The organism is Roseibium litorale (assembly GCF_014842915.1).
Taxonomy (GTDB): domain Bacteria; phylum Pseudomonadota; class Alphaproteobacteria; order Rhizobiales; family Stappiaceae; genus Roseibium; species Roseibium litorale.
In genome coordinates, this window is sequence record NZ_JACYXI010000001.1 from 297,939 (window position 1) to 312,941 (window position 15,003).

The window sequence follows — 15,003 nt, forward strand, 5'->3', positions numbered from 1 at the left end:
AGCTTAGAAATTCAACCGACCGTGCCGGCGGGGCCTCTGCCCGCCGGCACGAAGAACCGTTCAGCCACGCAGGACCATGCGCGAGACTTCCCCGCCGCGCTCGATATCCAGCTGCCAGAGCCGCGGATGCAGACGGGTCATGGCGTCAAGCGCCCGGGTACTTTCCACCTTGTCCTCGTTGATCGCCCGGATGATGTCGCCCGGACGCAGGCCAACCCGCTCGGCGGTGCTGCCCGGCTGAATGGCAGAAATCACGACGCCTTCAAACTTGTCGTCAAGGCGCAGCTCATCTGCCACAGCCGGGGACAGGTTCATCACCGTCGCCCCTTCAAAGGGCGAATATTCCTTCAGCTCACGCGTGTCACGCGGAGTGGTTTCGGGAGCAGCCTCAAGTTTCACCTTGAGCGTCTTTTCCTTGCCATCGCGCAGCACGGTGAAGGTTGCCGTCTCTCCCAGTTTCTTGGTTACAAACCGGTAGCCAAAGGAATTGGGGTCCAGCACTTCCTTGCCATCGACAGCGATCACCAGATCGCTGATCTCAAGACCTGCGGCCTCTGCGGGAGAGTCTGGATAGATCTTTGTAACGATCACGCCCCTAGGCCGGTCGAGATTGAGCGCTTCCGCAATTTCCGAATTGACCAGCTGCATGGTCGCGCCAAGCCAGGGTCGCTGAACCTTGCCGCCATTTTCCGCAGCCGACGCAATGAACTGGACCATATGGGCAGGAATGGCAAAACCGATGCCATTGGAGCCGCCCGAGCGGCTGAAGATCGCGGTGTTCACGCCAACCAGATTGCCGTTCATGTCGACCAGCGCGCCACCGGAGTTGCCCGGGTTGATCGCCGCATCGGTCTGAATGAAGAACTGATAGTCGCTGACGCCGACCTGGGTCCGGGCCAATGCGGAGACAATGCCCTGCGTCACGGTCTGCCCGACACCGAAGGGATTGCCGATGGCCAGAACGATATCGCCAACCTGAAGACTGTCGGAGTCGGCAAACTGCACGAAGTCGAAGGGGCCATCGCCCTTGATCTTGAGCACGGCCAGATCGGTGCGCTCATCCATCAGCACCACGTCCGCATCATACTCACGTTTGTCGGCAAGGGCGACACGGACCTCATCCGCATCCTTGATGACGTGATGGTTGGTGATGACGATCCCATCGGCTGAGATGATCACCCCGGATCCGAGAGACGATTGCACCCGTTCCTGCGGCCGGCCTAACGGCTGCCCAGGATCCCCGAAGAACCGGCGGAAGAACGGATCGTCGAACAAGGGAGACATGCGCCGCTGCTGCTGGATTACTTTGCGGCTTGCGTAAACGTTGACAACCGCAGGGGCCACGCGCTTCACGATAGGTGCGAAAGACAGTTTCATTTCCGTAGCGCTTTGCGGAACCTGACGGCCATCAGTGCCTTCTGCCTGCACTGGTGCCCCCAGAACGGCCGGCAGCATCATCGCGGCCAGAAGGGCTCCTAAAAACTTCCGCCCGGTCCGGACGGCGTTCATTCGTTGCATACCTGCTACTCCCTCGCCGATACGATTCCCTTCAGGAAACCGGAATCGCAGTTACATGGCAGATTGGGACGAAAAATGGCAATGCCAGCACAAAGAAAAACGGCCGCTGGGGGAACCGGCGGCCGTTGATCATTTGACATTCAGATCCGTCAGGCGGAACGGACCTGACCGAGGAAGTTCTTCACTTCCGCATCAAGATGCGTAGCCTGGTCGGAGAGATCTTCGACGGAGCCTACGAACATGACGGCCGCTTCGCTGGTCCTGCCCGAAATCTCCAGAACATTTGAAATGTCCTCGGAGACCTTGGAGGTGCCCACAGCAGCACGCTGGGTGTTTTCCGCTATGCCGCGGGTCGCGAAGCTCTGCTCGGTCACTGCCGCAGACACTTCCGTCACCGAGTGGCTGATCTCATTGATCGTTTCCTGAATATCGCCGATCGCGGACACAGCTTCTTCTGTCGCCTGCCGGATGGCATCGATCTGCTGCTGGATTTCGCCTGTCGCCTTGCCGGTCTGGGAAGCAAGTTCCTTAACCTCGGAAGCAACCACGGCAAATCCGCGTCCAGCTTCCCCGGCACGGGCAGCCTCGATTGTGGCGTTCAGAGCCAGAAGGTTGGTCTGGTCAGCAATGTCGCTGATCAGGGTGACAACCTCACCAATCCGGTTTGCAGCCTCAGCCAGCGAGCGCACAGTATCGTTGGTCGACTGAGCCCGGGCCGTCGCCGTCTGGGCAACACTTGCGGACCGTTCAATCAAGGAGGAAATTTCCTGGATCGAGCTGGACAGCTGATCGGAAGCGGTCGCAATCGACTGCACTTCGTTCATGGCATCAGCAGAAACCTGAGCGGCCCGTGAAGAGGATTCGCCCGAAACGGTCATCATCTGGCGCATTTCTTCGGCAGATCCGCGCAGGCTTGAGACGGACTTAGCAACGCTGTCGACCACCCGGCCAACAGAGTCTTCAAACTCGGCCGCGAGATGACCCAGCATTTCCTGACGCTGTTCGGCAGCGCTGCGGGCATTCCGGGCGTCTTCCTCAGCGCGCCGCTCCTGCTCCTCCACCGCATTCTGGCGTATCTTGAGCACCGCATGGCCAATGTCGCCGATTTCGTCTCCGCGCTTTGCAGCGGTAATCTCAGCGGTCGTGTTACCGGAAGCAATTGCTTCCAGCGCTCGGACCAGCGTCCCCAGCGGGCGGGTTATGGACCGGGAGAACAGAAGAGCGATCACAGCGGCAATCAAAACCGTAATGAGCGTAAGCAAGGCCATCGAATTCCGCATGGACGTCACGCTGGCCAGAGTTTCCTCGGCTGAACGCTCCGCGACAATGGCCCAGTTGCTGCCCTGAAAGCTGACCGGCGTTGCGACAATCATGCGGTCGACGCCGTCGGTGCCGGTGACAATGCCCGCCGCTTCCTTGCCAGCGATCGCGTCATCCACCACTGCATTGCTGACCTTGGCAGTCAGGGCTGTCGGCGCTTCAGCAAGCGGCTGGTTGGTGATCAGCGTCCCTGAGGAATCGACAATATAGACCTGACCGGTTTCCCCGAGGCCCTCGCGATCATTGGTGATTGTTTCCAGATAGCGCGGCTCGATCCGCACCATGATGACACCGGCCAGCTCTTCACCCGAGAAGGTGGTGATGAAGGATGGCTGAGCGATGAACATCGCGGGATTGCCGCCCACCACATCATAGGGCTCGAAACTCGTGTGAATCTGCTGGCCCTTGGGAGCCCCAATGGCTTCCGCGAACGCCTTGCCGATGCCCAGGTCCTTCAATGGCCCCTCTGTGACCACCTCAAGAAAATCGCCAGCCTTCGTCACGCTGTAGATGACCCGGCCTTCCTTGTTGATCGCGTAGATGTCAGCATAGCCGTGGTTGGCCCAGGACGAATGAAAACTGCCGTGAACATCCGTATGCCGCCAGGCATACATGGTCTTGCTGTCCTTGCCAGTCAGCTCGGCACGCGACTTCGCATCAGATCCATCAGGCTGAAAGTAGGCGGAGAGCTGGGCCCGGTCTGCATCCAGATTTACGAGAGCTGAGTTCATCTCGTTGAATGCCAGCGCGGCGGCCGCACCAGAGGCGATAGAGGATAAGTCGCCGGAAAGACTGTTCAGCTCGCTTTTCAACAGCCCCTTGCGGGAATTCCCAAGCATCGCGAGTTCATTGGAAGCCGCGTCAGTCATCCCGTCGCGGGCAGCCATATAACCGCCTACCCCCACCGCAAGGCACGAAGCTAAGGTCACACCGACCATGAGTGCGGGCACAACCACCGACAACTTCAAAAACCGGTTCCGCTTGCGCGAAACGGTGTCCACCCCAACCGACATCGGAACTCCCCCGGAATTGAAAATCATTGAGGGGAGAATGAGTCGTGGACCTTAAAATATCGATAATTGTCCGGATACAATCAAAATTTGGTCTGTCAATTGCTTCATGGTGAACATGGCTCGTCATATCCTCTCCGTAACGCAAAGAAGGCGGGCACAATGGCCCGCCTTCTTCCAATCGTTCGGCTTTAGCGCGAGTTACGCTGCAGCTTCGGCCGCCTGCTCAGCTTCAAAGCGTGCGCGGTCTTCAGCGCCGCGAGCGGACGGGTCGCGGTCGACCAGTTCGATCACAGCCATCGGCGCGCTGTCGCCATAACGGAAGCCAGCCTTCAGGACGCGGCTATAGCCACCCTGACGGTCCTTGTAACGCTCACCGAGGGTGTCGAACAGCTTCTTGACCATGGCGACGTCACGGATCTGAGCGATCGCCTGACGGCGTGCATGGAGGTCGCCGCGCTTGCCAAGCGTGATGAGCTTGTCAATGATCGGCTTCATTTCTTTTGCCTTAGGCAGGGTCGTGACGATCTGCTCGTGCTTGATCAGCGACGCTGCCATGTTTGCGAACATAGCCTTGCGGTGGCTAGAGGTCCGGTTGAGCTTGCGGCCGGAAGTTCCGTGGCGCATGGCCCTCTCCTTTGTATATCGGCCGGTAAGGCTTCAGCCTCCGTCCGGTTGGATCCTGAAGGGACGCGGACGTCCCTTAATACTGATGGTCTTCGTAGCGCTTGGCGAGATCTTCGATGTTCTCCGGCGGCCAGTTGGCCACTTCCATACCCAGATGCAGACCCATCTGTGCGAGAACTTCCTTGATCTCGTTGAGCGACTTGCGGCCGAAATTCGGCGTGCGCAGCATTTCCGCTTCGGTCTTCTGAATGAGATCACCAATATACACGATATTGTCGTTCTTCAGGCAGTTGGCCGAACGGACGGACAGCTCCAGCTCGTCGACCTTCTTGAGCAGCGCCGGGTTGAACGCCAGTTCCGGTACGGAATCTTCGGCGACTTCCCGCTGCGGCTCTTCGAAGTTGACGAAGATGGACAGCTGGTCCTGGAGGATGCGCGCAGCATAGGCAACAGCGTCATCCGGCTTCACCGAACCGTCGGTTTCAACGGTCAGCGTAAGCTTGTCGTAGTCGAGAACCTGTCCTTCACGGGTGTTTTCCACCTTGTAGGACACCTTCTTGACCGGTGAGTAGAGGCTGTCGACCGGAATAAGGCCAATCGGTGCATCTTCCGGACGGTTCCGGTCGGATGCGTGATAACCCTTGCCCGTGTTGACAGTGAACTCCATGCGGATTTCCGCGCCTTCATCCAGCGTGCAGAGCACCAGTTCCGGATTGAGCACTTCCACGTCGCCGACCGTCTGAATGTCGCCTGCAGTCACTACGCCCGGCCCCTGCTTGCGCACTACCATGCGCTTCGGGCCTTCACCTTCCATACGGATGGCGATTTCCTTGATGTTGAGGATGATGTCGGTGACATCTTCCCGGACACCCGGAATGGACGAGAACTCGTGCAGGACACCATCGATCTGAACCGCGGTCACAGCTGCGCCCTGGAGGGACGACAGCAGGATGCGGCGCAGGGCGTTGCCGAGCGTCAGACCGTAGCCCCGTTCCAGAGGCTCGGCGATCACCGTTGCCATGAAGCGGGGATCTTCGCCCTGCTTCACTTCCAGCTTGGTCGGCTTGATGAGTTCTTGCCAGTTCTTTTGAATGGTCACGTTTACGCCCCTTCGGCTATCCCGCCTGGCTTTTCCGCCAGACTATTCTTTGCCATTGGAGAAACAGATATCTAAGACGCAGAAGTCTTAGACGCGGCGGCGCTTGCGCGGACGGCACCCGTTGTGCGGGATCGGCGTCACGTCGCGGATGGACGTGATCAGGAAGCCGGCTGCCTGCAGAGCGCGCAGAGCAGATTCACGGCCCGAACCCGGACCACGGACTTCCACTTCCAGGGTGCGCATGCCGTGTTCAGCAGCCTTCTTGCCCGCGTCTTCAGCAGCAACCTGAGCAGCATACGGAGTGGACTTACGGGAGCCCTTGAAGCCAAGTGCACCAGCGGAAGACCAGGAGATCGTGTTGCCCTGAGCGTCCGTGATGGTGATCATGGTGTTGTTGAACGTGGAGTTCACATGTGCCACGCCGGAAGAAATGTTCTTGCGCTCGCGGCGACGCACGCGCGTCGTGTCTTTTGCCATTTTAAATCCTTAACTTGATCTCTGCACTGCCGTAACACCGGCAGCTCCACCACCAATCGCGGAGGTCTTACTTCTTCTTGCCAGCGATCGGCTTTGCCGGACCCTTACGGGTGCGAGCATTCGTGTGCGTGCGCTGACCGCGGACCGGCAGGCCGCGGCGATGACGCAGACCGCGGTAGCAGCCCAGGTCCATCAGACGCTTGATGTTCATTGCGGTTTCACGGCGCAGGTCACCTTCCACGAGATAGTCGCGGTCGATGGTTTCACGAATCGAAAGGACTTCAGCGTCCGAAAGTTCGTTGACGCGGCGTTCCGGCGCGATGTTCACCTTTTCGATGATTTCCTGCGCGAACTTCGGGCCAATGCCGTGAATGTACTGAAGCGCGATGACAACGCGCTTTGCGGTCGGGATGTTAACGCCAGCAATACGTGCCACGTTGGTCTCCATTGTAAGCGGCCATCAGGCCGCACGGTTTAAATTCCCCGCGTCCGGTGGAGCCCGGCCCCTGCGGGAGTTAAGGTGCGGGCTATGCCCAGCACAGAATGTGCCGGACCCATGAATTATGGGACCGGCACATAATCCTTTGGATTAGAGCGCGTCCTTTAACGGCTCTAAACCTTTTCGTCAAGCTTAGAAAGGACAGCGTTGATATCCGCGGTCACTTCATCGATCGCCTGCATGCCATCAATTACGGTAAGAAGACCATTCTTCTCATAGTAAGGAATGACCACCGCGGTATCGCGGTTATAGGCTTCGAGACGCTGCTTGAAGACTTCCGGATCATCATCCTTGCGAACGGGCTGGCCTGCGGCCTTTGCCTCTTCGGCGCGGTTGATGATGCGGTTCACAAGCTTGGAATGGTCCACACGCAGCTCGATGACGGCATCCAGCTTGATTCCGCTATCGGCCAGCATCTGCGCCAGAGCATCAGCCTGGGCGAGAGTGCGTGGGAACCCGTCGAGAATGAAACCTTTCTGGGCGTCAGCTTCAGCGATCCGGTCGCTGATGATGCCAACAACGATTTCATCGGAGACCAAGCCGCCCGCATCCATCACGGCCTTGGCCTGTAGGCCGACCGGCGTTTCCGCGGCGACGGCTGCGCGCAGCATGTCGCCGGTGGAAAGCTGAGGGATACCGAACTTTTCAACCAGCCGGGCAGCCTGAGTGCCCTTCCCCGCCCCCGGCGGTCCGACCAGAATCAGTCTCATTTACGCTTCCCCCTCAACTTTGCCTTCTTAACCAGACCTTCGTACTGATGCGCCAGCAGATGTCCCTGGATCTGGGAAACCGTATCCATGGTGACACTGACAACGATCAGCAGAGACGTCCCTCCGAAATAGAACGGAACGCCGGTCGCGGAAATAAGGAATTCGGGTAATAGGCAAACAAGGGTGATGTAGATGGCGCCGACAACGGTGATACGGGTCAGCACATAGTCGATGTACTGCGCCGTGCGTTCGCCAGGACGGATGCCCGGAATGAAGCCGCCATGCTTCTTCAGATTGTCAGCCGTCTCCGTCGGATTGAAGACAATGGCTGTGTAGAAGAAACAGAAGAAGACGATCATCGCAGCATAGGCGACCATATAGAGCGGCTGGCCGTGGCCAAGCAGTGCTGTGATGGTGGTCACCCACTCATTGCCCGAGGTTCCGGCGAAACCGGAAATGGTCGCAGGCACGAGCAGCAGTGAAGATGCGAAGATCGGCGGAATCACACCAGCGGTGTTGAGCTTCAGCGGCAGGAACGAGGAATTGCCCTCGAACATCCGGTTGCCCATCTGACGCTTCGGATACTGAATCAGAAGCCGCCGCTGAGCGCGTTCCATAAAAACGATGACGCCGATGACGACAACGGCCAGAACCACGATGGCCAGCAGAATCCAGCCGGACAGGTTGCCCTGTGCGCTCAAGGTCAAGGTCGAAGCGACCGCGCGCGGAAGACCGGCAACGATACCCGCGAAAATGATCAGCGAAATGCCATTCCCGATACCGCGGGACGTGATCTGCTCACCCAGCCACATCATGAACATCGTGCCGCCGAGCAGCGTGATGACCGTGGAAATCCGGAAGAACCAGCCCGGATCGGTCACGACATTGGTCGCACCTTCGAGACCGACGGCAATACCGTAAGCCTGGAATGTGGCCAGAATCACTGTCGCGTAGCGGGTGTACTGATTAATGACCTTGCGGCCGCGCTCGCCATCCTTCTTCAGGGCCTCAAGCGACGGGACAACCGTCGTCATGAGCTGCATGATGATGGACGCCGAAATATACGGCATGATGCCGAGGGCGAAGATCGCCATGCGCTGGACGGCGCCGCCGGCAAACATGTTGAACATGCCGAGAATGCCGGACTGGGCACTGTTGAAGGCCTGGGCAAACGCCTGCGGGTTGATACCCGGCAGGGGAATGTAAGTCCCAAGACGATAAACCAAAAGCGCCCCCAGTGTGAACCAGATGCGCTTCTTGAGTTCTTCAGCTTTGGCGAAAGCCGAGAAATTGAGATTTGACGCCAATTGTTCGGCGGCGGATGCCATGCCCTACTCCGGTCGTTTCTTTACCGACAAATGGGAAAAGCCCAGGCCTATTCGGCCTGAGCTCCCAGAACGACAACCTTGCCGCCAGCCTTTTCCACCGCTTCAACGGCAGCCTTGGAGGCGCCAGCGACTTCGAAGGAGACTGCGCCCTTCAGGGCACCATCGGCGAGGAGACGGACACCATCACGGATCCGCTTGACAATGCCGGCAGCCTTGAGGGCTTCGACAGTGACCGGTGCGGACGCATCGAGCTTGCCAGCTTCGATGGCTTCCTGAACACGAGCCAGGGATACAATGTTGTAATCCTTGGCGAAGATGTTCGTGAAACCACGCTTCGGCAGACGGCGGTGAAGCGGCATCTGACCGCCTTCAAAGCCCTTGATGGCAACGCCGGAACGGGACTTCTGACCCTTCACGCCGCGACCACCGGTCTTGCCCTTGCCGGAACCGATACCGCGAGCAACGCGGGTGCGGCTCTTTACGGCACCTTCGTTGTCACGAAGTTCGTTGAGCTTCATCTTGTTTCTCCCGATCCCGCTTATGCGCCTTCAACGACGCGGACGAGATGCTGGACCTTATTGATCATGCCGCGCACTTCAGGAGTATCCTTCAGCGTGGAGCGGCGGTGCATCTTGTTCAGACCCAGACCGATCAGCGTAGCGCGCTGGTCCTGCGGACGGCGCGACGGGCTACCGATCTGTTCGACCGTTACGGTCTTTTCAGTGTTCGCCATGGAACTAACCCTCGTTCAACTGGTAGCCGGAGCTGCCGAGATCAAGCCTCGGCAGCGGCGGGAACCGCATCTTCGTTATCACGACGGCGCGACTGCAGGACCGAAACCTTCAGGCCACGGCGTGCTGCGACCGAGCGCGGGCTGTCTTCCTTGATCAGTGCATCAAACGTTGCACGGACCATGTTGTACGGGTTCGAAGACCCGAGAGACTTAGCCACAACGTCCTGGACCCCAAGGGTTTCGAACACAGCGCGCATCGGGCCACCGGCGATGATACCAGTACCAGCCGGAGCTGCACGCAGGATCACTTTGCCAGCGCCGTGACGGCCTTCAACATCGTGATGCAGGGTCCGGCCTTCGCGCAGCGGCACACGTACCATGGTGCGCTTTGCGGCTTCCGTTGCCTTGCGGATTGCTTCCGGAACTTCACGTGCCTTGCCGTGGCCGAAGCCAACGCGGCCCTTCTGATCACCAACCACGACGAGCGCGGCGAAGCCGAAACGGCGGCCACCCTTGACCACCTTTGCGACGCGGTTGATGTGCACGAGCTTGTCGACGAATTCGCTGTCACGCTCTTCGCGTTCGCGATTATCCTGTCTCGCCATTTTATACGTCTTCCGTTCTTAAGAGCGCCAACGGGCGCTGGTCAGAATTCAAGTCCACCTTCGCGGGCTGCATCAGCAAGCGCCTTGATGCGCCCATGATACTGGTACCCGCCACGGTCGAACACGACCTCCTTGACGCCAGCGGCAATCGCACGCTCGGCGACAAGTTTGCCGACAGCAGCAGCGGCTGCGGTGTCGGCGCCCGTCTTCAGGGAGCCCTTCAGATCCGACTCGATCGTCGAGGCGGACACAATGGTGTGTCCCTTGCCGTCATCGATGATCTGAGCATAGATCTGCTTCGATGAGCGGAAGATGGAAAGGCGCGGACGTCCGTTCGCGGCCTTCTTGATCGAACGGCGCACGCGATCGCGGCGGCGTTCGAAAGCAGTAGTGCTATTCGCCATGATCCAGGTCCGTTACTTCTTCTTGCCTTCCTTACGGACGATATATTCGCCCGCATAACGTACACCCTTGCCCTTGTAAGGCTCAGGTGAGCGGAATTCGCGGATTTCAGCCGCGATCTGACCGATAACTTGCTTATCGATACCGGAGATCAGGATCTCCGTGGGCTTCGGGCACTTGATGTCGATCCCAGTCGGGATCGGGTACACCACGTCGTGCGAGAAGCCGAGTGCAAGCTGAAGATTGCTACCCTGGACCTGGGCGCGGTAACCCACACCGGTGATTTCCAGCTTCCGTTCGAAGCCAGCGCTCACGCCAGTGATGAGGTTCTGCACCATGGTACGGCTCATGCCCCACATGGAGCGGGCCGTCTTGCTGTTGCTGCGCGGATCGATCTTAATTCCGCTATCCGTCATTTCGGCCAGAACATTGTCGTTGAGCACGAGGGAAAGTTCACCCTTCGGACCCTTAACAGATACGTTCTGACCGTTGATCGTTGCCGTTACCCCGCTAGGCACGGGGACTGGCTTTTTGCCAATACGAGACATCTGACCAACCTTAGTCGTTCATTAAAAAAAGTGTGGAAAAGGCCGCGTCAGAAGACGCGGCACAGAACCTCACCGCCAACGTTCTCATCCCGCGCCTGATGGTCGCTCATGACGCCGCGCGGGGTCGAAAGAATCGCCACGCCCAGGCCATTAGAGACATGCGGGATATTTTTCACCGACGAGTACACGCGGCGGCCCGGCTTGGACACACGTTCAATCGTGCGGATAACCGGCTCACCGTCGAAATACTTCAGTTCGATTTCCAACTCGGACTTACCGCCCTCGTATTCAACCGTGGTGTAGCCACGGATGTACCCTTCCTTGGCGAGCACATCAAGTACATGTGCACGCAATTTGGAATGTGGTGAACTGACCTTGCCCTTGCGCCGCATCTGAGCGTTGCGGATACGGGTCAGCAGATCCCCCAACGGATCGGAAATTGCCATGGGAGTTTCTCCTTACCAGCTCGACTTGACCAGGCCCGGGATCTTACCCAGGGAGCCCAGCTCGCGAAGCGCAATACGCGACATCTTCAGCTTGCGGTAATAAGCGCGCGGACGGCCGGTCACTTCACAGCGGTTCCGGATCCGGTTCGGCGCGGAGTTCCGCGGCAGTTCGGCCAGCTTCAGACGTGCATTGAACCGCTCTTCAAGGCTCAGGCTTTCATCCTTGGCCATCGCCTTGAGGGCAGCGCGCTTCTCTGCGTACTTCTTAACAAGCTTCTCGCGACGCTTGTTCTTCTCGATCGCGCTCTTCTTCGCCATCGTCGTTCCTCGTTCCTTTCCCGCTACCAGTTACTTGGTGAACGGGAAGTTGAACGCGCGGAGCAGTTCGCGCGCCTCATCATCGGTCTTGGCCGTGGTGCAGACAATAACGTCCATACCCCAGATCTGGTCGACCTTGTCGTATTCGATTTCCGGGAACACGATATGCTCCTTGATGCCCATGGCGTAGTTGCCACGGCCGTCGAAGCTCTTCGGGTTCAGACCGCGGAAGTCACGGACACGCGGCAGCGCGATGGTGATCAGGCGATCCAGGAATTCAAACATCTGCTGGCGGCGCAGGGTAACCTTCGCACCCAGCGGCATGCCTTCACGTACCTTGAAGGTCGCGATGGACTTCTTGGCCTTGGTGATGACCGGCTTCTGGCCGGCGATCAGGGCAAGGTCTTCAGCCGCAATGCGGGCCTTCTTGGAGTCGGCGACGGCTTCGCCGGCGCCGATGTTCAGGACAATCTTGTCGAGAGACGGAATCTGCATGGGATTCGCGTATCCGAACTTTTCCTGAAGCTGCTTGCGCACAACTTCATCGTAATGCGTCTTCAGACGCGGCACATAGTTGGTGTCAGCCATCGATCAGGTCTCCCGAACGCTTGGCCACACGGACCTTCGTACCGTCTTCCTTAACCTGGAAGCCAACGCGCGAAGCCTTGCCGTCCTTCGGATCGGCGATCGCAATGTTGGAGAGGTGGATCGCAGCTTCCTTGGCAACAATACCAGCTTCCTGGGTCTGGGTCTGCTTCTGGTGGCGGCGAACAACGTTCACACCGCGGACCAGGGCCTTGTTTTCGGCCGGCAGAACCTGAAGCACTTCACCGGTCTTGCCCTTGTCACGGCCGGTGAGAACGACAACCGTGTCGCCCTTTTTAATTTTCGCAGCCATCAGAGCACCTCCGGCGCGAGCGAAATGATCTTCATGTGGTTCTTTGCACGGAGTTCGCGCGGCACTGGCCCGAAGATACGGGTGCCGATCGGCTCCTTGTTGTTGTTGATCAGAACGGCCGCATTGCGGTCGAACCGGATCACGCTGCCATCGGGACGGCGGATATCCTTCGCCGTGCGCACGACGACAGCCTTCATCACGTCGCCCTTTTTAACACGGCCCCGCGGGATAGCTTCCTTGATGCTGACGACGATGATGTCGCCAACGGAAGCGTACTTGCGCTTGGAGCCGCCGAGCACTTTGATGCACATGACACGACGGGCGCCGGAATTGTCCGCCACATCGAGGTTTGTTTGCATCTGAATCATGACTGGCTGCCTTATTCTATTTCTGGCGCACCTGCCACGGGCGCCTGATGCTCAACAAGGAACGTGGTCAGGCGACCACGGTCCAGCGTTTATTCTTCGAAATCGGCGCGCACTCTTCGATCTGAACAGTGTCGCCAACCTGATACTTGTTAGCTTCGTCATGCGCGCGGTACTTTTTCGACCGGCGCACCGTCTTCTTGAGCAGCGGATGGGTGAAACGACGTTCCACCTTCACCGTGACCGTCTTGTCGTTAGCGTTGCTGACGACGACGCCCTGAAGCACGCGTTTAGGCATTCATGCCTCCTTATGCGCTGGTCGCCACGCGCTTTTCGCGCATGATCGTCTGGATACGGGCGATGTCGCGGCGGATCTGCCGGACGCGCCCAGTGTTTTCGAGCTGGCTCGTTGCCTTCTGAAAGCGCAGGTTGAACTGCTCCTTCTTGAGGCCTTCGAGCTCCGTGCGGAGCTCGTCGAGGGTCTTTGCCCGTACGTCGGTAGCCTTCATGGCTTATCTCTCCTCGACTGCCTTATTCGGCGATCCGCTGGACGAACCGGCACTTGATCGGCAGCTTGGCAGCTGCAAGACGCATTGCCTCGCGGGCAATATCTTCCGGCACGCCGTCGATTTCAAACATGATCCGGCCCGGCGCTACGCGGCAGGCCCAGTAATCAGGAGCACCCTTACCTTTACCCATTCGAACTTCGGCCGGCTTCGAGGAAACCGGGAGGTCCGGGAAGATACGGATCCAGACACGACCAGCACGCTTCATGTGGCGGGTCATGGCACGACGGGCAGCTTCGATCTGACGAGCGGTGATACGCTCCGGCTCAACAGCCTTCAGACCGTAGGCGCCGAAGTTGAGGTCAGTGCCTCCCTTCGACAGACCGTGAATGCGGCCCTTGTGCTGCTTGCGGAACTTCGTTCGCTTCGGTTGCAGCATCGTCTTCTTTCGTCCTTCGTTTTACGCGAGCAGCAGGCAGCCTGATCAGGCTGCGCGCTCACGGCCCCGATCCCGGCGTCCGCCGCGATCACCCTGGTTGCTGTCCGAGCCAGACGTCGCACGGCGTTCAGACGCCATCGGGTCGTGCTCGAGGATTTCACCCTTGAAGATCCAGACCTTCACGCCACAGACACCGTAAGCGGTGTGAGCGGATGCGATACCGTAATCGATATCGGCACGCAGGGTGTGCAGCGGCACGCGGCCTTCACGGTACCACTCGACGCGGGCGATTTCCGCACCACCGAGACGGCCACCGCAGTTGATCCGGATGCCCTGTGCGCCCAGACGCATGGCCGACTGAACGGCCCGCTTCATGGCGCGGCGGAAGGCAACACGGCGTTCCAGCTGCTGTGCAATCGAGGCGGCAACGAGAGTCGCGTCGATTTCCGGCTTGCGCACTTCAACGATGTTGATGTGCACGTCCGAATTGGTGATCTCACCAATCTTCTTGCGAAGCTTTTCGATGTCGGCACCCTTCTTACCGATCACCACACCCGGACGGCCGGAGTGAATGGTGACGCGGCACTTCTTGTGCGGACGCTCGATGACAACCTTGGAAACGGCTGCCTGCTTCAGTTCTTCAAGCAGGTATTCGCGGATGCGGAAGTCTTCATGAAGAAGAGTGCCGTATTCACCCTTGTTGGCGTACCAACGCGAATCCCAGGTGCGGTTGATCCCGAGGCGCATGCCGATCGGGTTGACTTTGTGTCCCATCAGGCACTCTCCTCGACTTCACGCACGACGATGGTCAGGTTCGAGAACGGCTTCTCGATCCGGCCCACACGGCCACGTGCACGGGCATGGAACCGCTTGATGACAAAAGCCTTGCCAACATGCGCCTCGGCAACCACCAGGTTGTCGATATCCAGGTCGTGGTTGTTTTCCGCGTTGGCGATCGCGGACATCAAGGTCTTCTTGACGTCCCCGGCGATACGCTTGCGGGAGAAAGTCAGATCCGCCAATGCGGTGCCAACCTTCTTGCCGCGGATAGCAGCCGCAACGAGATTCAGCTTGCGCGGCGATACGCGCAGCATGCGGGTCATTGCCCGGGCCTCGTTGTCAGCGAGCGTCCGCTCACGCTTCGGCTTGCCCATC

Annotated in this window: 23 protein-coding genes; all 23 read right to left on the reverse strand. The window is 58.9% G+C overall.

Annotation, left to right across the window (positions count from 1 at the left end; genetic code table 11):
* Positions 1-60 precede the first annotated feature (60 nt).
* Complete coding sequence (locus IG616_RS01585) at positions 61-1,509, reverse strand: DegQ family serine endoprotease (RefSeq protein WP_192146646.1); 1,449 nt, start codon at positions 1,507-1,509, stop codon at positions 61-63.
* Between the two features lie 158 nt (positions 1,510-1,667).
* Complete coding sequence (locus IG616_RS01590) at positions 1,668-3,851, reverse strand: methyl-accepting chemotaxis protein (protein WP_209007222.1); 2,184 nt, start codon at positions 3,849-3,851, stop codon at positions 1,668-1,670.
* A 198-nt stretch (positions 3,852-4,049) separates the two neighbouring features.
* Positions 4,050-4,475, reverse strand: coding sequence for a 50S ribosomal protein L17 (gene rplQ / locus IG616_RS01595; protein WP_073011845.1), 426 nt, complete (start codon positions 4,473-4,475; stop codon positions 4,050-4,052).
* 76 nt (positions 4,476-4,551) lie between these two features.
* A complete protein-coding gene (locus IG616_RS01600) occupies positions 4,552-5,574 on the reverse strand; it encodes a DNA-directed RNA polymerase subunit alpha (protein WP_192145770.1) in 1,023 nt (340 codons plus the stop codon).
* Between the two features lie 87 nt (positions 5,575-5,661).
* Positions 5,662-6,051 (reverse strand): 30S ribosomal protein S11, encoded by a 390-nt coding sequence (rpsK, locus tag IG616_RS01605; RefSeq protein ID WP_073011849.1) that lies wholly within the window; start codon positions 6,049-6,051, stop codon positions 5,662-5,664.
* Positions 6,052-6,118: 67 nt separating this feature from the next.
* On the reverse strand, positions 6,119-6,487 hold the full coding sequence (rpsM, locus tag IG616_RS01610) for a 30S ribosomal protein S13 (RefSeq protein WP_073013752.1): 369 nt from the start codon (positions 6,485-6,487) through the stop codon (positions 6,119-6,121).
* A 176-nt stretch (positions 6,488-6,663) separates the two neighbouring features.
* Positions 6,664-7,260 carry an adenylate kinase gene (locus tag IG616_RS01615; protein WP_192145772.1) on the reverse strand — a complete coding sequence of 199 codons (597 nt, stop codon included), beginning with the start codon at positions 7,258-7,260 and terminating at the stop codon, positions 6,664-6,666.
* Entirely contained in the window at positions 7,257-8,588 is a 1,332-nt protein-coding gene (secY, locus tag IG616_RS01620) for a preprotein translocase subunit SecY (RefSeq protein ID WP_192145774.1), read from the reverse strand. The genes IG616_RS01615 and secY overlap by 4 nt, the downstream gene beginning before the upstream one ends.
* A 47-nt stretch (positions 8,589-8,635) precedes the next feature.
* Entirely contained in the window at positions 8,636-9,106 is a 471-nt protein-coding gene (gene rplO, locus IG616_RS01625) for a 50S ribosomal protein L15 (protein ID WP_192145776.1), read from the reverse strand.
* Positions 9,107-9,126: 20 nt separating this feature from the next.
* On the reverse strand, positions 9,127-9,321 hold the full coding sequence (gene rpmD / locus IG616_RS01630; RefSeq protein ID WP_073011860.1) for a 50S ribosomal protein L30: 195 nt from the start codon (positions 9,319-9,321) through the stop codon (positions 9,127-9,129).
* A 41-nt stretch (positions 9,322-9,362) separates the two neighbouring features.
* Entirely contained in the window at positions 9,363-9,926 is a 564-nt protein-coding gene (gene rpsE, locus IG616_RS01635; RefSeq protein ID WP_073011863.1) for a 30S ribosomal protein S5, read from the reverse strand.
* A 41-nt stretch (positions 9,927-9,967) separates the two neighbouring features.
* Positions 9,968-10,330 (reverse strand): 50S ribosomal protein L18, encoded by a 363-nt coding sequence (gene rplR / locus IG616_RS01640; RefSeq protein ID WP_192145778.1) that lies wholly within the window; start codon positions 10,328-10,330, stop codon positions 9,968-9,970.
* A gap of 12 nt (positions 10,331-10,342) precedes the next feature.
* The gene (gene rplF, locus IG616_RS01645) at positions 10,343-10,876 is read right to left on the reverse strand and encodes a 50S ribosomal protein L6 (RefSeq protein ID WP_192145780.1); all 534 of its coding nucleotides are present in this window, start codon (positions 10,874-10,876) and stop codon (positions 10,343-10,345) included.
* A 47-nt stretch (positions 10,877-10,923) separates the two neighbouring features.
* On the reverse strand, positions 10,924-11,322 hold the full coding sequence (rpsH, locus tag IG616_RS01650) for a 30S ribosomal protein S8 (RefSeq protein ID WP_192145782.1): 399 nt from the start codon (positions 11,320-11,322) through the stop codon (positions 10,924-10,926).
* Between the two features lie 12 nt (positions 11,323-11,334).
* The gene (gene rpsN / locus IG616_RS01655) at positions 11,335-11,640 is read right to left on the reverse strand and encodes a 30S ribosomal protein S14 (protein ID WP_073011875.1); all 306 of its coding nucleotides are present in this window, start codon (positions 11,638-11,640) and stop codon (positions 11,335-11,337) included.
* Positions 11,641-11,670: 30 nt separating this feature from the next.
* Positions 11,671-12,228, reverse strand: a complete 558-nt coding sequence (rplE, locus tag IG616_RS01660; RefSeq protein WP_192145784.1) for a 50S ribosomal protein L5 — start codon at positions 12,226-12,228, stop codon at positions 11,671-11,673.
* Entirely contained in the window at positions 12,221-12,538 is a 318-nt protein-coding gene (gene rplX, locus IG616_RS01665) for a 50S ribosomal protein L24 (protein ID WP_192145786.1), read from the reverse strand. The genes rplE and rplX overlap by 8 nt, the downstream gene beginning before the upstream one ends.
* Positions 12,538-12,906 (reverse strand): 50S ribosomal protein L14, encoded by a 369-nt coding sequence (gene rplN, locus IG616_RS01670; protein WP_073011883.1) that lies wholly within the window; start codon positions 12,904-12,906, stop codon positions 12,538-12,540. Before rplN ends, rplX begins: the two co-directional genes overlap by 1 nt.
* A gap of 67 nt (positions 12,907-12,973) precedes the next feature.
* Positions 12,974-13,201 (reverse strand): 30S ribosomal protein S17, encoded by a 228-nt coding sequence (gene rpsQ / locus IG616_RS01675; RefSeq protein ID WP_073011886.1) that lies wholly within the window; start codon positions 13,199-13,201, stop codon positions 12,974-12,976.
* Positions 13,202-13,211: 10 nt separating this feature from the next.
* On the reverse strand, positions 13,212-13,412 hold the full coding sequence (gene rpmC / locus IG616_RS01680) for a 50S ribosomal protein L29 (RefSeq protein ID WP_073011889.1): 201 nt from the start codon (positions 13,410-13,412) through the stop codon (positions 13,212-13,214).
* Between the two features lie 22 nt (positions 13,413-13,434).
* The gene (gene rplP / locus IG616_RS01685) at positions 13,435-13,848 is read right to left on the reverse strand and encodes a 50S ribosomal protein L16 (protein ID WP_073011892.1); all 414 of its coding nucleotides are present in this window, start codon (positions 13,846-13,848) and stop codon (positions 13,435-13,437) included.
* 45 nt (positions 13,849-13,893) lie between these two features.
* Positions 13,894-14,622: a 30S ribosomal protein S3 gene (gene rpsC / locus IG616_RS01690; protein ID WP_192145788.1), complete on the reverse strand. Its 729-nt coding sequence runs from the start codon at positions 14,620-14,622 to the stop codon at positions 13,894-13,896.
* Positions 14,622-15,002 carry a 50S ribosomal protein L22 gene (rplV, locus tag IG616_RS01695; RefSeq protein WP_073011898.1) on the reverse strand — a complete coding sequence of 127 codons (381 nt, stop codon included), beginning with the start codon at positions 15,000-15,002 and terminating at the stop codon, positions 14,622-14,624. Before rplV ends, rpsC begins: the two co-directional genes overlap by 1 nt.
* Position 15,003 lies beyond the last annotated feature (1 nt).

Bases quoted from the DNA above. Each gene is read 5' to 3' on its own strand.
- IG616_RS01585 (WP_192146646.1), bottom strand. From the start codon at position 1,509: ATGAACGCCGTCCGGACCGGGCGGAAGTTTTTAGGAGCCCTTCTGGCC.
- IG616_RS01590 (WP_209007222.1), bottom strand. From the start codon at position 3,851: ATGTCGGTTGGGGTGGACACCGTTTCGCGCAAGCGGAACCGGTTTTTG.
- rplQ (WP_073011845.1), bottom strand. From the start codon at position 4,475: ATGCGCCACGGAACTTCCGGCCGCAAGCTCAACCGGACCTCTAGCCAC.
- rpsK (WP_073011849.1), bottom strand. From the start codon at position 6,051: ATGGCAAAAGACACGACGCGCGTGCGTCGCCGCGAGCGCAAGAACATT.
- IG616_RS01615 (WP_192145772.1), bottom strand. From the start codon at position 7,260: ATGAGACTGATTCTGGTCGGACCGCCGGGGGCGGGGAAGGGCACTCAG.
- secY (WP_192145774.1), bottom strand. From the start codon at position 8,588: ATGGCATCCGCCGCCGAACAATTGGCGTCAAATCTCAATTTCTCGGCT.
- rplO (WP_192145776.1), bottom strand. From the start codon at position 9,106: ATGAAGCTCAACGAACTTCGTGACAACGAAGGTGCCGTAAAGAGCCGC.
- rpmD (WP_073011860.1), bottom strand. From the start codon at position 9,321: ATGGCGAACACTGAAAAGACCGTAACGGTCGAACAGATCGGTAGCCCG.
- rpsE (WP_073011863.1), bottom strand. From the start codon at position 9,926: ATGGCGAGACAGGATAATCGCGAACGCGAAGAGCGTGACAGCGAATTC.
- rplR (WP_192145778.1), bottom strand. From the start codon at position 10,330: ATGGCGAATAGCACTACTGCTTTCGAACGCCGCCGCGATCGCGTGCGC.
- rplF (WP_192145780.1), bottom strand. From the start codon at position 10,876: ATGTCTCGTATTGGCAAAAAGCCAGTCCCCGTGCCTAGCGGGGTAACG.
- rpsH (WP_192145782.1), bottom strand. From the start codon at position 11,322: ATGGCAATTTCCGATCCGTTGGGGGATCTGCTGACCCGTATCCGCAAC.
- rpsN (WP_073011875.1), bottom strand. From the start codon at position 11,640: ATGGCGAAGAAGAGCGCGATCGAGAAGAACAAGCGTCGCGAGAAGCTT.
- rplE (WP_192145784.1), bottom strand. From the start codon at position 12,228: ATGGCTGACACCAACTATGTGCCGCGTCTGAAGACGCATTACGATGAA.
- rplX (WP_192145786.1), bottom strand. From the start codon at position 12,538: ATGGCTGCGAAAATTAAAAAGGGCGACACGGTTGTCGTTCTCACCGGC.
- rplN (WP_073011883.1), bottom strand. From the start codon at position 12,906: ATGATTCAGATGCAAACAAACCTCGATGTGGCGGACAATTCCGGCGCC.
- rpsQ (WP_073011886.1), bottom strand. From the start codon at position 13,201: ATGCCTAAACGCGTGCTTCAGGGCGTCGTCGTCAGCAACGCTAACGAC.
- rpmC (WP_073011889.1), bottom strand. From the start codon at position 13,412: ATGAAGGCTACCGACGTACGGGCAAAGACCCTCGACGAGCTCCGCACG.
- rplP (WP_073011892.1), bottom strand. From the start codon at position 13,848: ATGCTGCAACCGAAGCGAACGAAGTTCCGCAAGCAGCACAAGGGCCGC.
- rpsC (WP_192145788.1), bottom strand. From the start codon at position 14,622: ATGGGACACAAAGTCAACCCGATCGGCATGCGCCTCGGGATCAACCGC.
- rplV (WP_073011898.1), bottom strand. From the start codon at position 15,002: ATGGGCAAGCCGAAGCGTGAGCGGACGCTCGCTGACAACGAGGCCCGG.